At 58.5% G+C, this 19,759-nt stretch carries 17 protein-coding genes; 15 read left to right on the top strand and 2 right to left on the bottom strand.

Annotated elements, in window-relative coordinates; translation table 11 throughout:
• Positions 1-221 precede the first annotated feature (221 nt).
• Together AC07W7_RS23905 and AC07W7_RS23900 are read left to right on the top strand one after the other, a co-directional pair.
• A complete protein-coding gene (locus AC07W7_RS23905) occupies positions 222-533 on the top strand; it encodes a DUF485 domain-containing protein (RefSeq protein WP_076963919.1) in 312 nt (103 codons plus the stop codon).
• Positions 530-2,188 (top strand): cation acetate symporter, encoded by a 1,659-nt coding sequence (locus AC07W7_RS23900; protein WP_169864725.1) that lies wholly within the window; start codon positions 530-532, stop codon positions 2,186-2,188. The genes AC07W7_RS23905 and AC07W7_RS23900 overlap by 4 nt, the downstream gene beginning before the upstream one ends.
• Positions 2,189-2,510: 322 nt before the next feature.
• On the opposite strand, the gene gltA is transcribed toward AC07W7_RS23900, so the two are convergent.
• Positions 2,511-3,800, bottom strand: coding sequence for a citrate synthase (gene gltA / locus AC07W7_RS23895; RefSeq protein WP_003222994.1), 1,290 nt, complete (start codon positions 3,798-3,800; stop codon positions 2,511-2,513).
• 364 nt (positions 3,801-4,164) lie between these two features.
• Here gltA and sdhC point away from each other — a divergent pair, with 364 nt between their 5' ends.
• The 11 genes from sdhC to AC07W7_RS23840 all read left to right on the top strand — a co-directional run bounded on the left by sdhC (position 4,165) and on the right by AC07W7_RS23840 (position 18,278).
• On the top strand, positions 4,165-4,539 hold the full coding sequence (gene sdhC, locus AC07W7_RS23890) for a succinate dehydrogenase, cytochrome b556 subunit (protein ID WP_003172804.1): 375 nt from the start codon (positions 4,165-4,167) through the stop codon (positions 4,537-4,539).
• On the top strand, positions 4,533-4,901 hold the full coding sequence (gene sdhD, locus AC07W7_RS23885) for a succinate dehydrogenase, hydrophobic membrane anchor protein (RefSeq protein WP_029292670.1): 369 nt from the start codon (positions 4,533-4,535) through the stop codon (positions 4,899-4,901). Before sdhC ends, sdhD begins: the two co-directional genes overlap by 7 nt.
• A gap of 3 nt (positions 4,902-4,904) precedes the next feature.
• Complete coding sequence (gene sdhA, locus AC07W7_RS23880) at positions 4,905-6,677, top strand: succinate dehydrogenase flavoprotein subunit (protein WP_076963916.1); 1,773 nt, start codon at positions 4,905-4,907, stop codon at positions 6,675-6,677.
• Positions 6,678-6,688: 11 nt separating this feature from the next.
• Positions 6,689-7,393 (top strand): succinate dehydrogenase iron-sulfur subunit, encoded by a 705-nt coding sequence (locus AC07W7_RS23875; protein ID WP_029292674.1) that lies wholly within the window; start codon positions 6,689-6,691, stop codon positions 7,391-7,393.
• 260 nt (positions 7,394-7,653) lie between these two features.
• Positions 7,654-10,485: a 2-oxoglutarate dehydrogenase E1 component gene (locus AC07W7_RS23870; RefSeq protein WP_076963915.1), complete on the top strand. Its 2,832-nt coding sequence runs from the start codon at positions 7,654-7,656 to the stop codon at positions 10,483-10,485.
• 43 nt (positions 10,486-10,528) lie between these two features.
• Complete coding sequence (gene odhB, locus AC07W7_RS23865; RefSeq protein WP_495040238.1) at positions 10,529-11,749, top strand: 2-oxoglutarate dehydrogenase complex dihydrolipoyllysine-residue succinyltransferase; 1,221 nt, start codon at positions 10,529-10,531, stop codon at positions 11,747-11,749.
• A 99-nt stretch (positions 11,750-11,848) separates the two neighbouring features.
• Positions 11,849-13,285 carry a dihydrolipoyl dehydrogenase gene (gene lpdA / locus AC07W7_RS23860; protein ID WP_076963913.1) on the top strand — a complete coding sequence of 479 codons (1,437 nt, stop codon included), beginning with the start codon at positions 11,849-11,851 and terminating at the stop codon, positions 13,283-13,285.
• Positions 13,286-13,487: 202 nt separating this feature from the next.
• Positions 13,488-14,654 carry an ADP-forming succinate--CoA ligase subunit beta gene (sucC, locus tag AC07W7_RS23855; RefSeq protein WP_003190011.1) on the top strand — a complete coding sequence of 389 codons (1,167 nt, stop codon included), beginning with the start codon at positions 13,488-13,490 and terminating at the stop codon, positions 14,652-14,654.
• Positions 14,654-15,535, top strand: coding sequence for a succinate--CoA ligase subunit alpha (sucD, locus tag AC07W7_RS23850; RefSeq protein ID WP_057438865.1), 882 nt, complete (start codon positions 14,654-14,656; stop codon positions 15,533-15,535). The genes sucC and sucD overlap by 1 nt, the downstream gene beginning before the upstream one ends.
• A 428-nt stretch (positions 15,536-15,963) precedes the next feature.
• Entirely contained in the window at positions 15,964-17,277 is a 1,314-nt protein-coding gene (gene brnQ, locus AC07W7_RS23845; protein WP_076963912.1) for a branched-chain amino acid transport system II carrier protein, read from the top strand.
• Between the two features lie 260 nt (positions 17,278-17,537).
• A complete protein-coding gene (locus AC07W7_RS23840; protein ID WP_076963911.1) occupies positions 17,538-18,278 on the top strand; it encodes a DUF599 domain-containing protein in 741 nt (246 codons plus the stop codon).
• A 122-nt stretch (positions 18,279-18,400) separates the two neighbouring features.
• Here the strand turns inward: AC07W7_RS23840 and AC07W7_RS23835 are convergent, their stop codons facing one another.
• The gene (locus tag AC07W7_RS23835) at positions 18,401-18,652 is read right to left on the bottom strand and encodes a hypothetical protein (protein ID WP_076964845.1); all 252 of its coding nucleotides are present in this window, start codon (positions 18,650-18,652) and stop codon (positions 18,401-18,403) included.
• A gap of 158 nt (positions 18,653-18,810) precedes the next feature.
• On the opposite strand from AC07W7_RS23835, the gene AC07W7_RS23830 reads away from it, so the two are divergent.
• Positions 18,811-19,287 (top strand): PaaI family thioesterase, encoded by a 477-nt coding sequence (locus AC07W7_RS23830; RefSeq protein ID WP_076964813.1) that lies wholly within the window; start codon positions 18,811-18,813, stop codon positions 19,285-19,287.
• Positions 19,284-19,748, top strand: coding sequence for a PaaI family thioesterase (locus AC07W7_RS23825; RefSeq protein WP_076964814.1), 465 nt, complete (start codon positions 19,284-19,286; stop codon positions 19,746-19,748). The genes AC07W7_RS23830 and AC07W7_RS23825 overlap by 4 nt, the downstream gene beginning before the upstream one ends.
• Positions 19,749-19,759 lie beyond the last annotated feature (11 nt).

Below are 19,759 nucleotides of genomic sequence, written 5' to 3'. Positions count from 1 at the left end.
TTCGCGAGCAAGCTCGCTCCTACAGAAAGCAGAATCCGCTTAACTGACTGGCATTAGGGCAAGCCCGCTCCCACATAAGCCTGTGCCTACAATTGTTTCTGTCGCGCCGTAAACCCTCGCTACACCGGTTCTAAGACTAAGGTCGTCTGGAACCTCTCCCGCAGCCGCATACAGTGGATATGTTCCAATAATAAAAAAGCTGTGCTGCGAGGATAAAAACAATGAACGACAGCATTTACCTCTCGATTCAAAACAGCCCGCGCTTCAAGGAGCTGGTGAAAAAAAGGGAAAGGTTCGCCTGGATTCTCTCGGCGATCATGCTTGGGCTGTACTCTGGATTCATCCTGTTGATCGCCTATGGGCCCCAAGTCCTGGGGGCCAAGATCAGCCCTGAATCATCCATCACCTGGGGAATCCCGATCGGGATCGGGCTGATTGTCTCGGCCTTTGTGCTCACAGGCATCTACGTGCGACGCGCCAATGGCGAATTCGACGACCTGAACAATGCGATTCTCAAGGAGGCTGCGCAATGATCCGTCGTCTATTGGCTGTATTCGGCGCTTCGCTTTTTGCGCCTGCCGTTTGGGCGGCGGACGCATTGACCGGTGAAGTGCACAAGCAACCGTTGAACATCGCGGCGATCGTGATGTTTGTCGCCTTCGTCGGTGCAACCTTGTGCATTACCTACTGGGCGTCCAAGCGTAACAACTCGGCGGCCGACTACTATGCCGCTGGCGGCAAGATCACCGGTTTCCAGAACGGCCTGGCGATTGCTGGCGACTACATGTCGGCGGCGTCCTTCCTGGGGATTTCCGCGCTGGTGTTCACCTCCGGCTACGACGGTCTGATCTACTCGATCGGCTTCCTGGTGGGCTGGCCGATCATTCTGTTCCTGATCGCCGAGCGCCTGCGTAACCTGGGCAAATACACCTTTGCCGACGTGGCGTCCTATCGCCTCGGGCAAACCCAGATCCGCAGCCTGTCGGCCTGTGGTTCGCTGGTGGTGGTGGCGTTCTACCTGATCGCGCAGATGGTCGGCGCGGGCAAGCTGATCCAACTGCTGTTCGGTCTTGATTACCATGTGGCGGTGATCCTGGTGGGGATCCTGATGTGCCTCTATGTGTTGTTCGGCGGCATGCTGGCGACCACCTGGGTACAGATCATCAAGGCAGTGCTGCTGCTGTCCGGTGCCTCGTTCATGGCGCTGATGGTGATGAAGCACGTCAACTTCGACTTCAATATGCTGTTCTCCGAGGCGGTCAAGGTTCACCCTAAAGGTGAGGCGATCATGAGCCCCGGCGGCCTGGTGAAAGACCCGATCTCGGCGTTCTCCCTCGGCCTGGCCCTGATGTTCGGTACTGCTGGCCTGCCACACATCCTGATGCGCTTCTTCACCGTGAGTGACGCGAAAGAAGCCCGCAAGAGCGTGCTGTATGCCACAGGCTTTATCGGCTACTTCTATATCCTGACCTTTATCATCGGCTTCGGCGCGATTCTGCTGGTCAGCACCAACCCGGCGTTCAAGGATGCGGCAGGCGCTCTGTTGGGCGGTAACAACATGGCGGCGGTGCACCTGGCCAACGCGGTGGGCGGCAGTATCTTCCTGGGCTTCATCTCGGCCGTGGCGTTTGCCACCATCCTGGCTGTGGTTGCCGGCTTGACCCTGGCGGGTGCTTCGGCGGTGTCCCATGACCTGTATGCCAGCGTGATCAAGAAAGGCAAGGCCAACGAGAAGGATGAGATTCGCGTGTCGAAGATCACCACCATCGCCCTGGCAGTCCTGGCGATTGGCTTGGGTATCCTGTTTGAAAGCCAGAACATTGCGTTCATGGTCGGCCTGGCGTTCTCCATTGCGGCCAGTTGTAACTTCCCGGTGCTGCTGCTTTCCATGTACTGGAAAAACCTCACCACCCGTGGCGCGATGATTGGCGGCTGGCTGGGCCTGGTCAGTGCCGTGGGCCTGATGGTCCTTGGTCCGACCATCTGGGTCTCGATCCTGCACCATGAAAAAGCGATCTTCCCGTACGAATACCCGGCGCTGTTCTCGATGATTATTGCGTTCGTGGGTATCTGGTTCTTCTCCATCACCGACAAATCGGCGGCGGCGGTGAAGGAGCGTGCGTTGTACTTCCCGCAGTTTGTGCGTTCGCAGACTGGCCTGGGGGCGAGCGGGGCGGTTAACCACTAAGCTTGTCGCTCAATAAGAAATGCCCCGGTCGACAGGCCGGGGCATTTTTTTGCCTGGGGTTTGATCGTTCCCACGCTCCGCGTGGGAATGCAGCCTCGGACGCTCCGCGTCCCTCAGCCAGGTGATGCGGAGCGTCACGGGAGGCGTTACCACGCGGAGCGTGGGAACGATCAGAATCTCCCACAGTTGGCCGCGTTCATCCTTTGAAATGCGGTCAACTGTGGGAGCGGGCTTGCTCGCGAAAGCGGCCTGTCAGGCAGCACAAACAAAAACGGCCTCCACTAAGGGAGGCCGTTCTCAATGCAGCTAAGCAGTTGAATGCTTACTTGCGGTCTTCCAGCTTGGTAATGTCACGCGACTCGTAGCCGGTGTACAGCTGGCGCGGGCGGCCAATCTTGTACGGGCTGGAGAGCATTTCCTTCCAGTGGGAGATCCAGCCCACGGTCCGCGCCAGGGCGAAGATCACGGTGAACATGCTGGTTGGAATGCCGATCGCCTTGAGGATGATCCCCGAGTAGAAGTCGACGTTCGGGTACAGCGAGCGTTCGATGAAGTACGGGTCGGTCAGCGCGATCTCTTCCAGGCGCATGGCCAGTTCGAGTTGCGGATCGTTGTTGATACCCAGTTCCTTCAACACTTCGTCGCAGGTCTGCTTCATCACGGTGGCGCGTGGGTCGCGGTTCTTGTAGACCCGGTGACCGAAGCCCATCAGCTTGAACGGATCGTTCTTGTCCTTGGCCTTGGCGATGAACTTGTCGATGTTGGACACATCGCCGATTTCATCGAGCATGGTCAACACGGCTTCGTTCGCACCGCCGTGGGCAGGGCCCCACAGTGCGGCGATGCCGGCGGCGATACAGGCGAACGGATTGGCGCCCGAGGAGCCTGCCAGGCGCACGGTGGACGTCGAGGCGTTCTGTTCGTGGTCGGCATGGAGGATGAAGATCCGATCCATGGCCTTGGCCAGCACCGGGCTGATCGGTTTGATCTCGCACGGGGTGTTGAACATCATGTGCAGGAAGTTTTCCGCGTACGTCAGGTCGTTGCGCGGGTACATCATGGGCTGGCCCATGGAGTACTTGTAAACCATGGCGGCCAGGGTGGGCATCTTGGCAACCAGGCGGATCGCGGAGATTTCACGATGCTGCGGGTTATTGATGTCCAGGGAGTCGTGATAGAAGGCCGACAGGGCGCCGACTACGCCGCACATGACGGCCATCGGGTGGGCGTCGCGACGGAAGCCGTTGAAGAAGGTCTTCAACTGCTCGTGAACCATGGTGTGGTTCTTCACGGTGCTGACAAACTGGGCTTTTTGCTCGGCTGTTGGCAATTCGCCATTTAGCAGCAGGTAGCAGGTTTCCAGGTAGTCCGATTTCTCGGCCAGTTGTTCGATCGGGTAGCCGCGATGTAGCAAAATGCCATTATCGCCGTCGATATAGGTAATCTTCGACTCGCAAGAGGCGGTCGACATGAAACCTGGGTCGAAAGTAAAACGGCCCGTGGCCGTCAGGCCCCGTACGTCGATAACATCGGGACCAACGGTGCCGGTTAAAATGGGCAGCTCGACGGGGGCTGCGCCCTCGATGATCAACTGCGCTTTTTTGTCAGCCATGTGGCCTCCTATTTATGCTTCAAATCATCAGACAGACCCCCCACGCAGGGCCCGCACCACTATATTGATATAAATCCGAATGTCAATTTGCCTAAAGTCTTGCTCCAGAAGGCTTTAACCGTACTTTTTCCTCGAAATTGCCTGCCGTTTACGCCTTTTATCCCGTCAGCGCAATCAGCTATTAGGGTGAGGAGTGCGCGTTGTCATTAGTAGCCTAACTGTCTATACTCGGCCACCGACCGCCAAGGGCTTTTGGGCTTGCTTTCATTGGGGGTCGCACTCCCTGGGTGGTGCTTACCTGACCAGTGCACTCCCCAACAACTTTGCCCTGATTGTTAGGGGCTCTTCAGTGTGAAAAAAAGCCGTGAATAGCCAACGACCTGTAAACCTAGACCTAAGGACCATCAAACTCCCCATCACCGGCGTTACGTCGTTCCTGCACCGTGTTTCCGGCATCATCCTGTTCCTGGGCTTGGGCATCATGCTTTATGCATTGAGCAAATCCCTGGGTTCCGAGGAAGGATACGCCGAGGTGAAGGCATGCTTGACCAGCCCGCTGGCCAAGTTCGTAGCATGGGGCCTCCTGTCCGCTCTGCTGTATCACCTGGTAGCCGGTGTGCGCCACTTGATCATGGACATGGGCATCGGTGAGACGCTGGAAGGCGGCCGCCTGGGCTCGAAAATCATCATCGCCATTTCCGTGGTGCTGATCGTTCTGGCAGGAGTTTGGATATGGTAACCAGCGTTACGAACCTATCGCGTTCGGGCCTCTATGACTGGATGGCACAGCGAGTGTCTGCGGTCGTTCTCGCGGCTTATTTCATTTTCCTGATCGGGTACCTCGTTGCAAACCCTGGCATTGGCTACGCCCAATGGCACGGTCTGTTCTCCCACAACGGGATGCGTATCTTCAGTCTGCTCGCCCTTGTGGCCCTGGGCGCTCACGCCTGGGTCGGCATGTGGACCATCGCGACCGACTACCTGACGCCGATGGCGCTGGGCAAGTCCGCGACTGCAGTACGTTTCCTTTTCCAGGCAGTATGCGGCGTCGCGATGTTCGCTTACTTCGTCTGGGGTGTGCAGATTCTCTGGGGTATCTGATTCATGGCTAACATTCCAACGATTTCTTTTGACGCCATCATTATTGGTGGCGGCGGCGCCGGCATGCGCGCTGCGCTGCAGCTGGCCCAGGGCGGTCACAAGACAGCCGTGATCACCAAGGTGTTCCCGACCCGTTCCCACACCGTCTCGGCCCAGGGCGGCATCACCTGCGCCATCGCGTCTGCCGACCCGAACGATGACTGGCGCTGGCACATGTACGATACCGTCAAGGGTTCCGACTATATCGGTGACCAGGACGCTATCGAATACATGTGTCAGGAAGGCCCGGCTGCGGTGTTCGAGCTGGACCACATGGGTCTGCCGTTCTCCCGCACCGAACAGGGGCGTATCTACCAGCGTCCATTCGGCGGCCAGTCCAAGGACTACGGTAAAGGCGGCCAGGCTGCTCGTACCTGCGCGGCATCCGACCGTACCGGTCACGCCCTGCTGCACACCCTGTATCAGGGCAACCTGAAAGCCGGCACCACGTTCCTGAACGAGTACTACGCTGTTGACCTGGTAAAAAACCAGGACGGCGCATTCGTCGGCGTGATCGCTATTTGCATCGAAACCGGTGAAACCACCTACATTCGCGCCAAGGCTACCGTGCTGGCGACGGGCGGTGCAGGTCGTATCTACGCGTCGACCACCAACGCCCTGATCAACACCGGTGACGGCGTTGGCATGGCCCTGCGTGCAGGCGTGCCGGTACAAGACATCGAAATGTGGCAGTTCCACCCAACCGGCATCGCCGGCGCCGGTGTACTGGTTACAGAAGGTTGCCGTGGTGAAGGCGGTTACCTGATCAACAAGCACGGCGAGCGTTTCATGGAGCGTTATGCTCCGAACGCCAAGGACCTTGCCGGTCGTGACGTGGTTGCCCGTTCGATGGTGAAAGAAATCATCGCCGGCAACGGTTGCGGCCCGAACGGCGACCACGTGATGTTGAAACTCGATCACCTGGGCGAGGAAGTGCTGCACAGCCGCCTGCCAGGTATTTGCGAGCTGTCCAAGACTTTCGCCCACGTTGACCCGGTGGTTGCTCCGGTTCCAGTAGTTCCAACTTGCCACTATATGATGGGCGGCGTGCCGACCAACATTCATGGCCAGGCGATCACCCAGAACGCCGAAGGCGTGGACGAGATCATTCATGGTCTGTTCGCCGTGGGCGAAGTGGCTTGCGTATCGGTTCACGGTGCCAACCGCCTGGGCGGCAACTCGCTGCTCGACCTGGTGGTATTTGGCCGCGCTGCCGGCCTGCACCTGGAAAAGGCGCTGACCGACGGTATCGAATACGATGATGCCACCGACGCCAACATCGAGGCGGCCCTGGCTCGCCTGAACGCGCTGAACGAGCGCACGGATGGCGAAGACGTGGCAACCCTGCGTCGTGAGCTGCAAAGCTGCATGCAGAACTACTTCGGTGTATTCCGTACTGGCGAATACATGCAGAAGGGCATTGCCCAGCTGGCCGACCTGCGCAAGCGGATTGCCAACGTCAAGATCAACGATAAGAGCCAGGCGTTCAACACCGCTCGTATCGAAGCCCTTGAACTGCAAAACCTGCTGGAAGTGGCTGAAGCGACGGCGATTGCCGCCGAGGTTCGTAAGGAATCCCGTGGCGCTCACGCTCGTGAAGACTTTGAAGATCGCGATGACGAAAACTGGTTGTGCCACACCCTGTACTTCCCGGGTGACAAGCGCGTAACCAAGCGTGCCGTGAACTTCTCGCCGAAGACGGTTCCGACGTTTGAACCGAAGATTCGGACTTACTAAGGGTGGCTGCCATGTTGAAAGTCAGTGTTTATCGCTACAACCCTGATCAGGACGCCGCGCCGTTCATGCAGGAATTTGAGGTCGATACCGGTGGTAAAGACCTGATGGTGCTGGATGTGCTGGCCCTGATCAAAGAGCAGGACGAAGGTTTCTCCTATCGTCGCTCTTGCCGTGAAGGCGTCTGCGGCTCCGACGGCATGAACATCAACGGCAAAAACGGCCTGGCGTGTGTCACGCCGCTGTCGGCCGTGGTCAAGAAGGGCAAGCTCGTTGTCCGTCCGCTGCCAGGTTTGCCGGTTATCCGTGACCTGGTCGTCGATATGAGCATCTTCTACAAGCAATACGAGAAGGTTAAGCCATTCCTGCAGAACGACACGCCGGCTCCGGCCATCGAGCGTCTGCAGTCCCCGGAAGAGCGCGAGAAGCTCGACGGTCTGTACGAGTGCATCCTGTGCGCTTGCTGCTCGACCTCTTGCCCGTCCTTCTGGTGGAACCCGGACAAGTTCCTGGGTCCGGCTGCACTGCTGCAAGCCTATCGCTTCCTGGCAGACAGCCGTGACACCAAGACGTCCGAGCGTCTGGCCTCACTGGATGACCCGTTCAGCGTATTCCGCTGCCGCGGGATCATGAACTGCGTCAACGTATGTCCCAAAGGCCTGAACCCGACTAAGGCCATTGGTCATATCCGTAACATGCTGCTGCAAAGCGGCGTGTAAGACGTTGTAGTAAAAGCAGGACCGTTGTGCCCGTAAATGCTACGGCGCAGGCTTCAACCGGCGCCGTAGTTTTAACTTGAGCAGCGACTTACAAAGCCGCAGCTCTTATTTTGAAGAAATGAGACAAGCAGGGGCATTCGGGTTGGTACCCGAACTATCAGCGTGATCCTAAGTGGCTTGTTTTGGTCGCTGCACTTGGCCTTTTGCAAGCAAACTCGGTGTTTTCGCCGGTGGTGTCCCCAAATTGAGGGTGACCAAGCATGCAAGAAAGCGTGATGCAGCGCATGTGGAACAGCAGCACCTTAGACGGTGGTAATGCTGCCTATGTGGAAGAGCTCTATGAGCTCTACCTGCACGACCCTAACGCTGTGCCAGAAGAATGGCGCACCTATTTTCAGAAGTTGCCTTCAGATGGCAACGCTGCAACCGATGTATCGCATGCTGCAATTCGCGATCATTTCGTGCTGCTGGCAAAGAACCAGCGCCGCGCCCAACCGGTTTCCGCCGGGAGCGTGAGCAGTGAGCATGAGAAGAAGCAAGTTGAAGTACTGCGACTGATCCAGGCCTACCGTATGCGTGGCCACCAGGCAGCCCAGCTTGATCCGCTGGGGCTGTGGCAGCGCTCTGCACCTGCAGACCTGTCGATCAATCACTACGGCTTGACCAATGCCGATCTTGATACGACCTTCCGTGCCGGCGACCTGTTCATCGGCAAAGAGGAAGCGAGCCTACGCGAAATTCACGAAGCGTTGCAGCAGACATATTGCCGCACCATTGGCGCTGAGTTCACGCATATCACCGATTCCGAGCAGCGCCACTGGTTCCAGCATCGCCTAGAAGGCGTGCGTGGCCGTCCGGTGCTGTCCGCCGATGTGCGTGGCCACCTGCTTGAGCGCGTGACCGCTGCCGAGGGCCTCGAAAAATACCTGGGCACCAAATACCCGGGCACCAAGCGTTTCGGCCTGGAAGGCGGCGAGAGCCTGATTCCGATGCTCGACGAGTTGATCCAGCGTTCCGGTTCCTACGGCACCAAGGAAGTCGTGATCGGCATGGCTCACCGTGGTCGTCTGAACGTGTTGGTCAACACCTTCGGCAAGAACCCGCGTGAACTGTTCGACGAGTTCGAGGGCAAGAAGAAGGTCGAGTTGGGTTCCGGTGACGTTAAATACCACCAGGGCTTCTCGTCCAACGTGATGACCACCGGCGGCGAAGTCCACCTGGCCATGGCATTCAACCCATCCCACCTGGAAATTGTTTCTCCAGTGGTCGAGGGGTCGGTACGTGCTCGCCAGGATCGTCGTAACGACGCCACCGGTGAGAAGGTACTGCCGATTTCCATCCACGGTGACGCGGCATTCGCCGGTCAAGGCGTGGTCCTGGAAACGTTCCAGATGTCGCAGACCCGCGGCTTCAAGACCGGCGGTACCGTCCACATCGTCATCAACAACCAGGTGGGTTTCACCATCAGCAACCCGCTGGACGCACGCTCTACCGAGTACGCGACCGACGTTGCCAAGATGATCCAGGCGCCGATCCTCCATGTGAATGGGGATGATCCGGAAGCCGTATTGTTCGTGACCCAGCTGGCCATTGACTACCGCATGCAGTTCAAGCGCGATGTGGTGATTGACCTGGTCTGCTACCGCCGTCGTGGTCACAACGAAGCGGATGAGCCTAGCGGCACCCAGCCGTTGATGTACCAGCAGATCAGCAAGCAGCGCACCACCCGTGAGCTGTACGCCGAAAGCCTGACCAAGGCCGGCGTGCTGGACGAAGCGCGTGTTCAGGCGAAGATCGATGAATACCGCAACGCCCTGGACAACGGTCTGCATGTAGTAAAAAGCCTGGTCAAAGAGCCGAACAAAGAGCTGTTCGTGGACTGGCGTCCATACCTGGGCCATGCCTGGACTGCGCGTCACGACACCTCGTTCGATCTGAAGACCCTGCAGGAACTGTCCGCCAAGCTGCTGGAAATCCCGGATGGCTTCGTGGTCCAGCGCCAGGTTGCGAAGATCTACGAAGACCGCCAGAAGATGCAGGCCGGCGGCCTGCCGATCAACTGGGGTTATGCCGAAACCATGGCATACGCGACCCTGGCGTTTGAAGGTCACCCGATCCGCATGACTGGCCAGGACATCGGCCGTGGTACGTTCTCGCACCGTCACGCGGTCTTGCACAACCAGAAAGACGCCAGCACCTACGTACCGCTGCAACACCTGTACGAAGGCCAGCCGCGTTTCGACCTGTACGATTCGTTCCTGTCCGAGGAAGCCGTACTGGCGTTTGAATACGGTTACTCGACCACCACGCCAAACGCGCTGGTGATCTGGGAAGCCCAGTTCGGCGACTTCGCCAACGGTGCCCAGGTGGTGATCGACCAGTTCATCACCAGCGGCGAGCACAAGTGGGGCCGTCTGTGCGGTCTGACCATGTTGCTGCCACACGGTTATGAAGGTCAGGGGCCGGAGCACTCCTCGGCCCGTCTGGAGCGTTACCTGCAATTGTGCGCCGAGCACAATATCCAGGTGTGCGTGCCGACTACCCCGGCCCAGATCTACCACTTGCTGCGTCGCCAGGTGATCCGCCCGCTGCGCAAGCCGCTGGTCGTGCTGACACCGAAGTCGCTGTTGCGTCACAAACTGGCCATCTCGACCCTGGAAGACCTGGCCGACGGTTCGTTCCAGACCGTTATTTCGGAAATCGACACCCTGGACGCCGCCAAGGTCACTCGCCTGATCCTGTGCAGCGGCAAGGTTTACTACGACTTGCTGGAAAAACGTCGTGCCGAAGGCCGCGAAGACATCGCCATCGTGCGTATCGAGCAGCTTTACCCGTTCCCGGAAGACGACCTGATGGAGGCCATTGCGCCTTACACCAACCTCACCCATGTGGTGTGGTGTCAGGAAGAACCGATGAACCAGGGCGCGTGGTACAGCAGCCAGCATCACCTGCGTCGCAGCATCGGCAACCACAACAAGGCCTTGGGCCTGGAGTACGCCGGTCGTGATGCTTCTGCTGCACCTGCATGTGGTTATGCGTCGATGCACGCCGAGCAGCAGGAAAAACTGCTGCAAGATGCGTTCACTGTTTAACGTATTCGCGCTGACTGAAACCGAATTTTAAGGACCGCAGATAATGGCTATCGAAATCAAAACCCCGACATTCCCGGAATCGGTTGCTGATGGCACCGTTGCCACCTGGCACAAGAAACCAGGCGAGGCCGTCAAGCGTGACGAACTGATCGTCGACATCGAAACCGACAAAGTCGTTCTGGAAGTGCTGGCCACCGCTGACGGCGTAGTGGGCGAAATCATCAAGAACGAAGGCGATACTGTCCTGTCCGACGAAGTCCTGGGCACCATCGTTGAGGGCGGTGCTGCCGCTCCGGCCCCAGCTCCAGCGGCCCCTGCTGCTTCGGCTCCGGCTGCCACTCCGGCGGCTGATGCACAAGACCCGATCGCTGCCCCGGCTGCGCGTCAGTTGGCCGAGGAAAACGGCATCAACCTGGCTTCCATCAAGGGCACCGGCAAAGACGGCCGCGTGACCAAGGAAGACGTGGTTGCCGCTATTGAAACCAAGAAAAACGCGCCGGCTGCCGCGCCTGCCAAGGCTGCTGCCCCGGCGGCCGCTGCGCCTGTGTTCGCCGCTGGCGACCGCACCGAGAAGCGCGTGCCGATGACCCGCGTGCGCGCCACCGTGGCCAAGCGCCTGGTTGAAGCACAGTCGAACATGGCCATGCTGACCACGTTCAACGAAGTAGACATGACTGAAGTCATGGCCCTGCGCTCGAAGTACAAGGACCTGTTCGAGAAGTCCCACAACGGCGTGCGCCTGGGCTTCATGTCGTTCTTCGTGAAAGCGGCCACCGAAGCGCTGAAACGCTTCCCGGCAGTCAACGCTTCCATCGACGGCAGCGACATCGTTTACCACGGCTACGCTGACATCGGTGTTGCCGTGTCCAGCGACCGTGGCCTGGTGGTGCCGGTCCTGCGTAACGCCGAGCTGATGAGCCTGGCTGAAATCGAAGGCGGTATCGCCGGCTTCGGCAAGAAAGCCCGTGACGGCAAGCTGACCATCGACGAGATGACCGGTGGTACCTTCACCATCACCAACGGTGGTACCTTCGGTTCGATGATGTCGACCCCGATCGTCAACCCGCCACAGGCCGCGATCCTGGGCATGCACAACATCATCCAGCGTCCGATGGCCATCAACGGCCAGGTCGTGATCCGTCCGATGATGTACCTGGCACTGTCCTACGATCACCGCCTGATCGACGGTAAAGAAGCCGTGACGTTCCTGGTGACCATCAAGAATCTGCTGGAAGACCCGGCTCGCCTGCTCCTGGATATCTGATAGAAGCAGCTTCAAGTTGCGGGCTACAAGCTGTAGGAAAAATTAGCTTGGCTTGCAGCTTGGAGCTAAAAGCTTGTCGCAAATAGAGGATCTATTTTCATGACACAGAAATTTGACGTTGTAGTGATCGGTGCGGGCCCTGGCGGCTACGTGGCCGCCATCAAGGCCGCTCAACTGGGCCTCTCGACTGCTTGCATCGAAAAATACACCGACAAGGAAGGCAAACTGGCCCTGGGCGGTACCTGCCTGAACGTCGGTTGCATTCCTTCCAAGGCGCTGTTGGACAGCTCCTGGAAATTCCACGAAGCCCAGGACGGTTTTGCCATCCACGGCATCAACCACGCTGGCGTGACCATGGACGTGCCAGCCATGGTCGGCCGCAAGGCCAACATCGTCAAAGGCCTGACCTCTGGCGTGGCTACCCTGTTCAAGGCCAATGGCGTCACTTCCCTGCAAGGTCACGGCAAACTGCTGGCCGGCAAGAAAGTTGAAATCACCAAGCCAGACGGTTCGACCGAAATCATCGAAGCCGAGAACGTGATCCTGGCGCCAGGTTCGCGTCCAATCGACATTCCACCGGCTCCAGTCGACCAGAACGTGATCGTTGATTCGACCGGCGCCTTGGAATTCCAATCGGTACCCAAACGCCTGGGCGTGATCGGCGCTGGCGTGATCGGCCTGGAACTGGGTTCGGTCTGGTCCCGCCTGGGTTCGCAAGTGACCGTACTGGAAGCCCTGGACACGTTCCTGCTGGCTGCCGACACCGCCGTGTCCAAAGAAGCGCTGAAAACCCTGACCAAGCAAGGTCTGGATATCAAGCTGGGCGCTCGTGTGACCGGTTCTAAAGTCAACGGCGAAGAAGTGGTCGTGACCTACACCGACAAGGATGGCGAACAGACCATCACCTTCGACAAACTGATCGTTGCCGTTGGTCGCCGTCCAGTGACCACTGATCTGCTGGCAGCTGACAGCGGCGTGACCATCGACGAGCGTGGCTTTGTCCATGTTGACGATCACTGCGCCACCACCGTGCCTGGTGTCTACGCCATTGGTGACGTGGTTCGCGGCATGATGCTGGCGCACAAGGCGTCCGAAGAAGGCATCATGGTGGTTGAGCGCATCAAGGGTCACAAGACCCAGATGAACTACGACCTGATCCCTTCGGTTATCTACACCCACCCGGAAATTGCATGGGTTGGTAAGAACGAACAGCAGTTGAAAGCTGAAGGCGTTGACGTTAACGTCGGCACCTTCCCGTTTGCCGCTTCTGGCCGTGCCATGGCAGCGAACGACACTGGCGGTTTTGTCAAAGTCATCGCTGATGCCAAGACCGACCGCGTACTGGGTGTGCATGTGATTGGCCCAGGCGCAGCAGAGCTGGTTCAGCAGGGCGCTATCGGTATGGAATTCGGCACCAGCGCCGAAGACATCGGCATGATGGTCTTCTCCCATCCGACCCTGTCTGAAGCGCTGCACGAAGCCGCGTTGGCAGTGAATGGCCATGCCATCCACATTGCCAACAAGAAGAAGCGCTAAGCAAGATAATAAGAAACCACGGCGGTTGCCCGTCGTGAGCCTTGTGCGCAAGACTCACCGCGGAATATCCGCTGGACGCAGTCTTGCGCAGCTTTGCCTGTCCTAGGGCGGTGAAGTTGAGCAAGCAGCAGTCACAGGTGGCGCGGCACTCATAATGAGCGTAGCGCCGAATGCGCAGTACCTAACGAAGACGGTAAAAAGCATGAATCTTCACGAGTATCAGGGTAAGCAGCTGTTCGCTGAATACGGCCTGCCAGTTTCCAAGGGTTACGCAGTAGACACCCCGGAAGCAGCAGCAGAAGCTTGCGACAAAATCGGCGGCAGCGAGTGGGTTGTCAAAGCCCAGGTCCACGCTGGTGGTCGCGGTAAAGCGGGCGGCGTTAAGCTGGTTCGCAGCAAAGAAGACGCCAAGGCCTTCGCACAGCAGTGGCTGGGCAAGCGTCTGGTGACTTACCAGACTGACGCCAATGGCCAGCCAGTCACCAAGATCCTGGTTGAATCGTGCACTGATATCGCTAAAGAGCTGTACCTGGGCGCTGTCGTTGACCGTTCGAGCCGTCGCATCGTGTTCATGGCGTCCACCGAAGGTGGCGTGGACATCGAGAAGATCGCTCACGAAACCCCAGAAAAAATCCTGAAGGCCACGATCGACCCACTGGTTGGCGCTCAGCCATTCCAGGGTCGCGAGCTGGCTTTCCAGCTGGGTCTGGAAGGCAAGCAAGTTGCCCAGTTCGCCAAGATCTTCGTAGGCCTGGCCAAACTGTTCCAGGATCACGATCTGGCCCTGCTGGAAGTGAACCCGCTGGTGATCAAGGCTGACGGCGACCTGCATTGCCTCGATGCCAAGATCAACATCGACGCCAACGCCATGTACCGCCAGCCTAAGCTGAAGACTTTCCACGATCCGTCGCAAGACGATCCGCGCGAAGCGCACGCTGCCAAGTTCGAGCTGAACTACGTAGCCCTGGAAGGTAACATCGGTTGCATGGTCAACGGTGCTGGCCTGGCCATGGGTACCATGGACATCGTCAACCTGCATGGCGGCAAGCCAGCCAACTTCCTCGACGTAGGTGGTGGCGCTACCAAGGAACGCGTTACCGAAGCGTTCAAGATCATCCTGTCCGACTCCAACGTCGCTGCAGTACTGGTCAACATCTTCGGCGGCATCGTTCGTTGCGACATGATTGCCGAAGGCATCATCGGTGCAGTGAAAGAAGTCGGCGTGAAAATCCCGGTTGTTGTTCGCCTTGAAGGTAACAACGCTGAACTGGGCGCTAAAGTACTGGCAGAAAGCGGTTTGAACATCATCGCTGCTACCAGCCTGACCGACGCTGCTCAACAAGTTGTCAAAGCTGCGGAGGGCAAATAATGAGCGTCCTGATCAATAAAGACACCAAGGTTATCTGCCAGGGTATTACCGGTTCGCAAGGTAGCTTCCACACCCAGCAAGCCCTCGAATACGGCACCAAGATGGTTGGTGGCGTCACTCCGGGCAAAGGCGGCACCGAGCACCTGGGCCTGCCAGTGTTCAACACCGTGAAAGAAGCGGTTGCTCAAACTGGCGCCACCGCCAGCGTGATCTACGTTCCAGCTCCTTTCTGCAAGGATTCCATCCTGGAAGCGGCATTCGGCGGCATCAAGCTGATCGTGTGCATCACCGAAGGCATTCCTACCCTGGACATGCTGGACGCTAAAGTTAAGTGCGACGAGCTGGGTGTTACCCTGATCGGCCCTAACTGCCCAGGCGTGATCACTCCAGGCGAATGCAAGATTGGCATCATGCCCGGTCACATTCACTTGCCAGGCAAAGTCGGTATCGTTTCCCGTTCCGGCACCCTGACCTACGAAGCTGTGAAGCAGACTACTGACGCCGGTTTCGGTCAGTCGACTTGCGTCGGCATCGGCGGTGACCCGATCCCAGGCTCGAACTTCATCGACATCCTGAAACTGTTCCAGGAAGACCCGAAGACCGAAGCGATCGTGATGATCGGTGAGATCGGCGGTTCGGCTGAAGAAGAAGCGGCTGCCTACATCAAGGCACACGTGACCAAGCCGGTTGTTTCCTACATCGCTGGTGTGACTGCCCCTGCGGGCAAGCGCATGGGCCATGCTGGCGCAATCATCTCTGGCGGCAAGGGCACTGCAGACGAGAAATTTGCTGCCCTGGAAGACGCAGGCGTGAAAACCGTGCGTTCGCTGGCAGACATCGGCAAGGCTTTGTCCGAGCTGACTGGCTGGGCGATCAAGTAAGCCTCGCGCTTAACTGACGCTTCACCACACAAAGGCCACCTTCGGGTGGCCTTTGTGCGTTCTGGGTATATCCATTTGTTGAAATTGACGCGGTCCATTGTGGGAGCTGGCTTGCCTGCGATTGCATCACCTTGGCTTGCCTGGATCACCGCGCCGTCCGCATCGCAGGCAAGCCAGCTCCCACAGTGGACTGCATTGCCAAGTTAAGTATGAAAACGCGACATCAACGTGTCGCTTATCGGACAGCGCGCCCCGCAACAGTGCGTTTGTCAGGCAAATTCGGTACTCTTGCCGCCTCTTTATGCGTCCGCCTCCCAAAAGGAAGCCGCGCGCTAGAACAGTCGGTGCCCATCAGCGCTGGCAGTATTTCCCTCATCCATAGGGAATCCCCCTCTAAATTCCGATTCAGTAGTGTGGTATTTCCTCAAATGAAAGTGTTGAAAGGCCAGGATATCCTGGCGCTGGGCTTTATGACGTTTGCCCTGTTCGTGGGCGCCGGCAACATCATCTTCCCGCCTATCGTTGGTTTGCAGTCCGGGCCGCATGTCTGGATGGCGGCGCTGGGCTTCCTGATCACTGCCGTCGGCCTGCCGGTGGTCACGGTCATCGCCCTGGCCAAGGTCGGCGGTGGCATGGATGCATTGAGCAGCCCTATCGGCAAGATCGCCGGTGGCATCCTGGCTGCGGCGTGCTACCTGGCCGTGGGGCCGCTGTTTGCCACGCCACGTACCGCGACGGTGTCGTTTGAAGTCGGCCTGGCGCCATTGACCGGCGAAAGCCCGCTGGCCCTGTTCCTCTACAGCTCGGTGTACTTCCTGCTGGTGTTCTTCATCTCCCTGTACCCAGGGCGCCTGTTGGATACCGTCGGGCGTTTTCTCGCGCCGCTGAAGATCATTGCGCTGGCGGTGCTGGGCATCGCGGCCTTTGCCCTGCCTGCGGGCGATATTGGCGTTGCTACGCCGGAATACGTCGCCGCGCCGTTCTCCCAGGGTTTTATCAATGGTTACCTGACCATGGATACCCTGGGCGCGCTGGTGTTTGGCATCGTGATCGTCAACGCCATCCGCTCCCGGGGTGTCGAGTCGCCACAGTTGATCACCCGCTACGCCATCATTGCCGGGCTGATTGCCGGCCTGGGCCTGGCGCTGGTGTACATCAGCCTGTTCCGCCTCGGTTCGGGCAGCCATGAAGTGGCCGCCGGTGCAGCCAACGGCGCAGCGGTATTGCACGCCTATGTACAACACACCTTTGGTTCCCTGGGCAGCGGCTTCCTTGCGGTGCTGATCTCCCTGGCGTGCCTGGTCACCGCCGTGGGCCTGACCTGTGCCTGCGCCGAGTACTTCAGCCGGGTGTTGCCACTGTCCTACAAGACCCTGGTGGTGATCCTCGCCGCATTCTCGCTGCTGGTGTCCAACCTGGGCCTGACCAAGCTGATCGCGTTCTCGATCCCGGTGCTGACAGCCATCTACCCGCCGTGCATCGTGCTGGTGGCGCTGAGCTTCTGCAAAGACTTCTGGCATGAACATGGCCGTATCCTTGGCCCGGTGATGCTGGTGTCGTTTATCTTTGGCACCATCGACGCCCTCAAGGGCGCGGGCCTGGCGGGCTGGATGCCGGCGCAAATGGCGAACCTGCCGTTGAGCGAGCAAGGCCTGGCCTGGCTGGTGCCTTGCGTGATCACCCTGGTGGCCGCAGTCGTGGTTGACCGTATGCTGGGCAAGCGCAGCGAAGCCATCGCCTAAAGCGAACTGTTGTACGCTGACAACGAAATGCCCCGCCAGGTGCGGGGCATTTTTATGGGCGCTCGGCGGTGTCTTTTTTTGCGGGCTAACGTCGAAGGGGTTATGAGTTTTCCAGATCAGGAACACGGTCAGTGTGGGAGCTGGCTTGCCTGCGATAGCGGTAGATCAGTCGGCCTGATACTGACTGAAGGGACGCCATCGCAGGCAAGCCAGCTCCCACATCGTCCGAGTTAGCCAGCCCTATTGTTTAGAGGACCCGCATGTCGTTCGTCGAAGCCAACCTGATCCACTTGCTTGCCGCGCTGTGGTTCGTCATCTGCTGGGGCGGCTACACCCGCTACGCCAGCTGGAAAGCCCGGGACACGGCCTGCCTGGCCAGTGTGCTGCACCTGTATCGTGAAGACTGGATGCGCCGCATGTTGCTGCGCGACAACCGCATCGCCGATGCCAGTGTGATCGGCAACCTGGAGCGCAACGCGTCTTTCTTCGCCTCCAGCACCTTGATCATCCTCGCCGGTATCCTGACCGTGCTGGGGGCTTCGGAGCGGGCGGTCTCGCTGCTGGCGGACATTCCCATGGTGCAGCAGGCGTCCCAGGGCATGTCGGAGATCAAGCTGTTGTGCCTGGCCCTGGTGTTTGTCTATGCCTTTTTTACCTTCAGTTGGTGCATGCGCCAGTACAACTTTGCGGCGATCCTGGTCGGCTCGGCACCCATGGTCGGCGAGCGGCATGTCTCCGAGCAGGAGCGCAAGGCCTTTGCCTCCCGGGCCGCGCGGGTGATATCGATGGCCGCCAACCAGTTCAACTTCGGTCTGCGTTCCTATTACTTCGGCATGACCATGCTCGCCTGGTTTGTCAGCCCCTGGCTGTTTATGCTGATGAGCAGCGGGGTGGTGCTGGTGCTGTATCGCCGGGAGTTTCATTCCGATGTGCTGGAAGTCATGGTCTACACCCCGACCGAGGCGCCGTTGCCTGAGGCGAATAAAGAGCCAGCCGCCTGAGTCGATCGTTTATTGCCGCTTAGTCTGGCGACCTGCTGTTTGGCTACGCAAAAAATACCGCCCAAAGTAAAGCCCGCTAATAAGCGGGCTTTCTTTTGCAACATGGTTTTTAAACCGTGGTATCAAGAACCGGTTGCAGGTGTAGCTGGAGCATTTTCTTTAGCGGCTGCTGCGTCAGATTCAGCTTGGGCTTTGGCGGCTTCAGCGTTTTCTTTTGCAGCATCGTTCACTTTATCCTGAGCTTCGCTCATTTTTTCTTGAGCTTGTTCAGCGTGTTGGGTTGCATCCTGAGCTTTGTCCTCGGATTTTTTATCGCAGGCAGCGAGGCCAAGGGTGGCAGCCAACATCAAGGAAACGGCGAAAGTCTTGCGCATGGGGTGTTTCTCCTTATTGAAGATATCTACTGGCCTTTCGAGCATGGGGTGCAGGCATTAGTTCCTTTAATCTCACAGATATATAGGCTGTTTCGCTAAGGAACTTTCTTCCGGGGTACTTGTTCCACCGGATCACTACTAATAAGAGTCTTTATCCAATGACCGATAGCCCCCTTTTGGAGCGTGCCGCACGTTTTGTTTCGGCCCTGCGTCACTGCCAGGTCCTGGGTATTGAGGTGCATGATGCGAGCGCGGACGGCATGACCTTGCTTTTGCCGTACAGCCCGCAGATCGTCGGCGACCCGCACACCGGGATTATCCATGGCGGTGCCCTGACTTCCCTGATGGACACGGCCTGTGGCATGGCGACCTTGTGCGTCCTGCCGGAATTTGAAGTCTGCCCCACCCTGGATTTGCGCATTGACTACATGCACCCGGCCGAGCCGCACAAGGCCGTATTTGGCTTTGCCCAATGCTATCGGGTGACCACCGATGTGATTTTCACCCGTGGCTTTGCGTATCAGGATGACCCCCAGCAGCCGATTGCCCATGTGGTGGGCACGTTCATGCGCATGGGCAAGCACCTGAAGGGCACCAAGGGCCTGGGTAGCAGTATCAAGGGAGAACAGGCATGACCCACCAATTCAAGACGCGGATGCAGCAGGCCCATCACCGGGGCGACTATAAGGCGCTGCTGGAACTGATTCCCTATGCCCGACTGATCGGCGTTGAATGCACGCGCCTGGGGGATGAGTTGCTGTTTCGCATGCCCGCCAACAAGGACAATATTGGTAACCCGATATTGCCGGCCCTCCATGGCGGTGTGATTGCCGGCTTTATGGAGCTGTCGGCGGCCTTTCATTTATGGGTGGCCACGGGCACCCCGGGAGTTGCAAAGGGCCTGCCCAAGATTGTCGATTTTTCTCTGGACTACCTGCGGGCCGGGCAGTTTCGCGACACTTACGCCACCTGCCAGGTGTGGCGCCAGGGACGGCGGGTGGCCAATGTGGCGATCACCGCCTGGCAAAGCACCCCGGCCGAGCCCATTGCCACTGCTCGCGCGCATTTCAAGATTCAAGAACAGGGCCACCCTTGAAATCCTGGTCT

The sequence above is a fragment of the Pseudomonas sp. GW821-FHT01D09 genome (genome assembly GCF_059422465.1).
The sequence above is the reverse complement of the archived record's forward strand: the minus strand, read 5'-3'. Positions and strand labels throughout refer to the sequence as shown.

Coding starts and splice junctions, on each gene's coding strand:
- lpdA (WP_076963913.1), top strand. CDS start 11,849: ATGACACAGAAATTTGACGTTGTAGTGATCGGTGCGGGCCCTGGCGGC.
- AC07W7_RS23870 (WP_076963915.1), top strand. CDS start 7,654: ATGCAAGAAAGCGTGATGCAGCGCATGTGGAACAGCAGCACCTTAGAC.
- odhB (WP_495040238.1), top strand. CDS start 10,529: ATGGCTATCGAAATCAAAACCCCGACATTCCCGGAATCGGTTGCTGAT.
- AC07W7_RS23840 (WP_076963911.1), top strand. CDS start 17,538: ATGTCGTTCGTCGAAGCCAACCTGATCCACTTGCTTGCCGCGCTGTGG.
- AC07W7_RS23830 (WP_076964813.1), top strand. CDS start 18,811: ATGACCGATAGCCCCCTTTTGGAGCGTGCCGCACGTTTTGTTTCGGCC.
- brnQ (WP_076963912.1), top strand. CDS start 15,964: ATGAAAGTGTTGAAAGGCCAGGATATCCTGGCGCTGGGCTTTATGACG.
- AC07W7_RS23835 (WP_076964845.1), bottom strand. CDS start 18,652: ATGCGCAAGACTTTCGCCGTTTCCTTGATGTTGGCTGCCACCCTTGGC.
- sucC (WP_003190011.1), top strand. CDS start 13,488: ATGAATCTTCACGAGTATCAGGGTAAGCAGCTGTTCGCTGAATACGGC.
- AC07W7_RS23825 (WP_076964814.1), top strand. CDS start 19,284: ATGACCCACCAATTCAAGACGCGGATGCAGCAGGCCCATCACCGGGGC.
- sucD (WP_057438865.1), top strand. CDS start 14,654: ATGAGCGTCCTGATCAATAAAGACACCAAGGTTATCTGCCAGGGTATT.
- sdhA (WP_076963916.1), top strand. CDS start 4,905: ATGGCTAACATTCCAACGATTTCTTTTGACGCCATCATTATTGGTGGC.
- gltA (WP_003222994.1), bottom strand. CDS start 3,800: ATGGCTGACAAAAAAGCGCAGTTGATCATCGAGGGCGCAGCCCCCGTC.
- AC07W7_RS23875 (WP_029292674.1), top strand. CDS start 6,689: ATGTTGAAAGTCAGTGTTTATCGCTACAACCCTGATCAGGACGCCGCG.
- sdhD (WP_029292670.1), top strand. CDS start 4,533: ATGGTAACCAGCGTTACGAACCTATCGCGTTCGGGCCTCTATGACTGG.
- AC07W7_RS23905 (WP_076963919.1), top strand. CDS start 222: ATGAACGACAGCATTTACCTCTCGATTCAAAACAGCCCGCGCTTCAAG.
- AC07W7_RS23900 (WP_169864725.1), top strand. CDS start 530: ATGATCCGTCGTCTATTGGCTGTATTCGGCGCTTCGCTTTTTGCGCCT.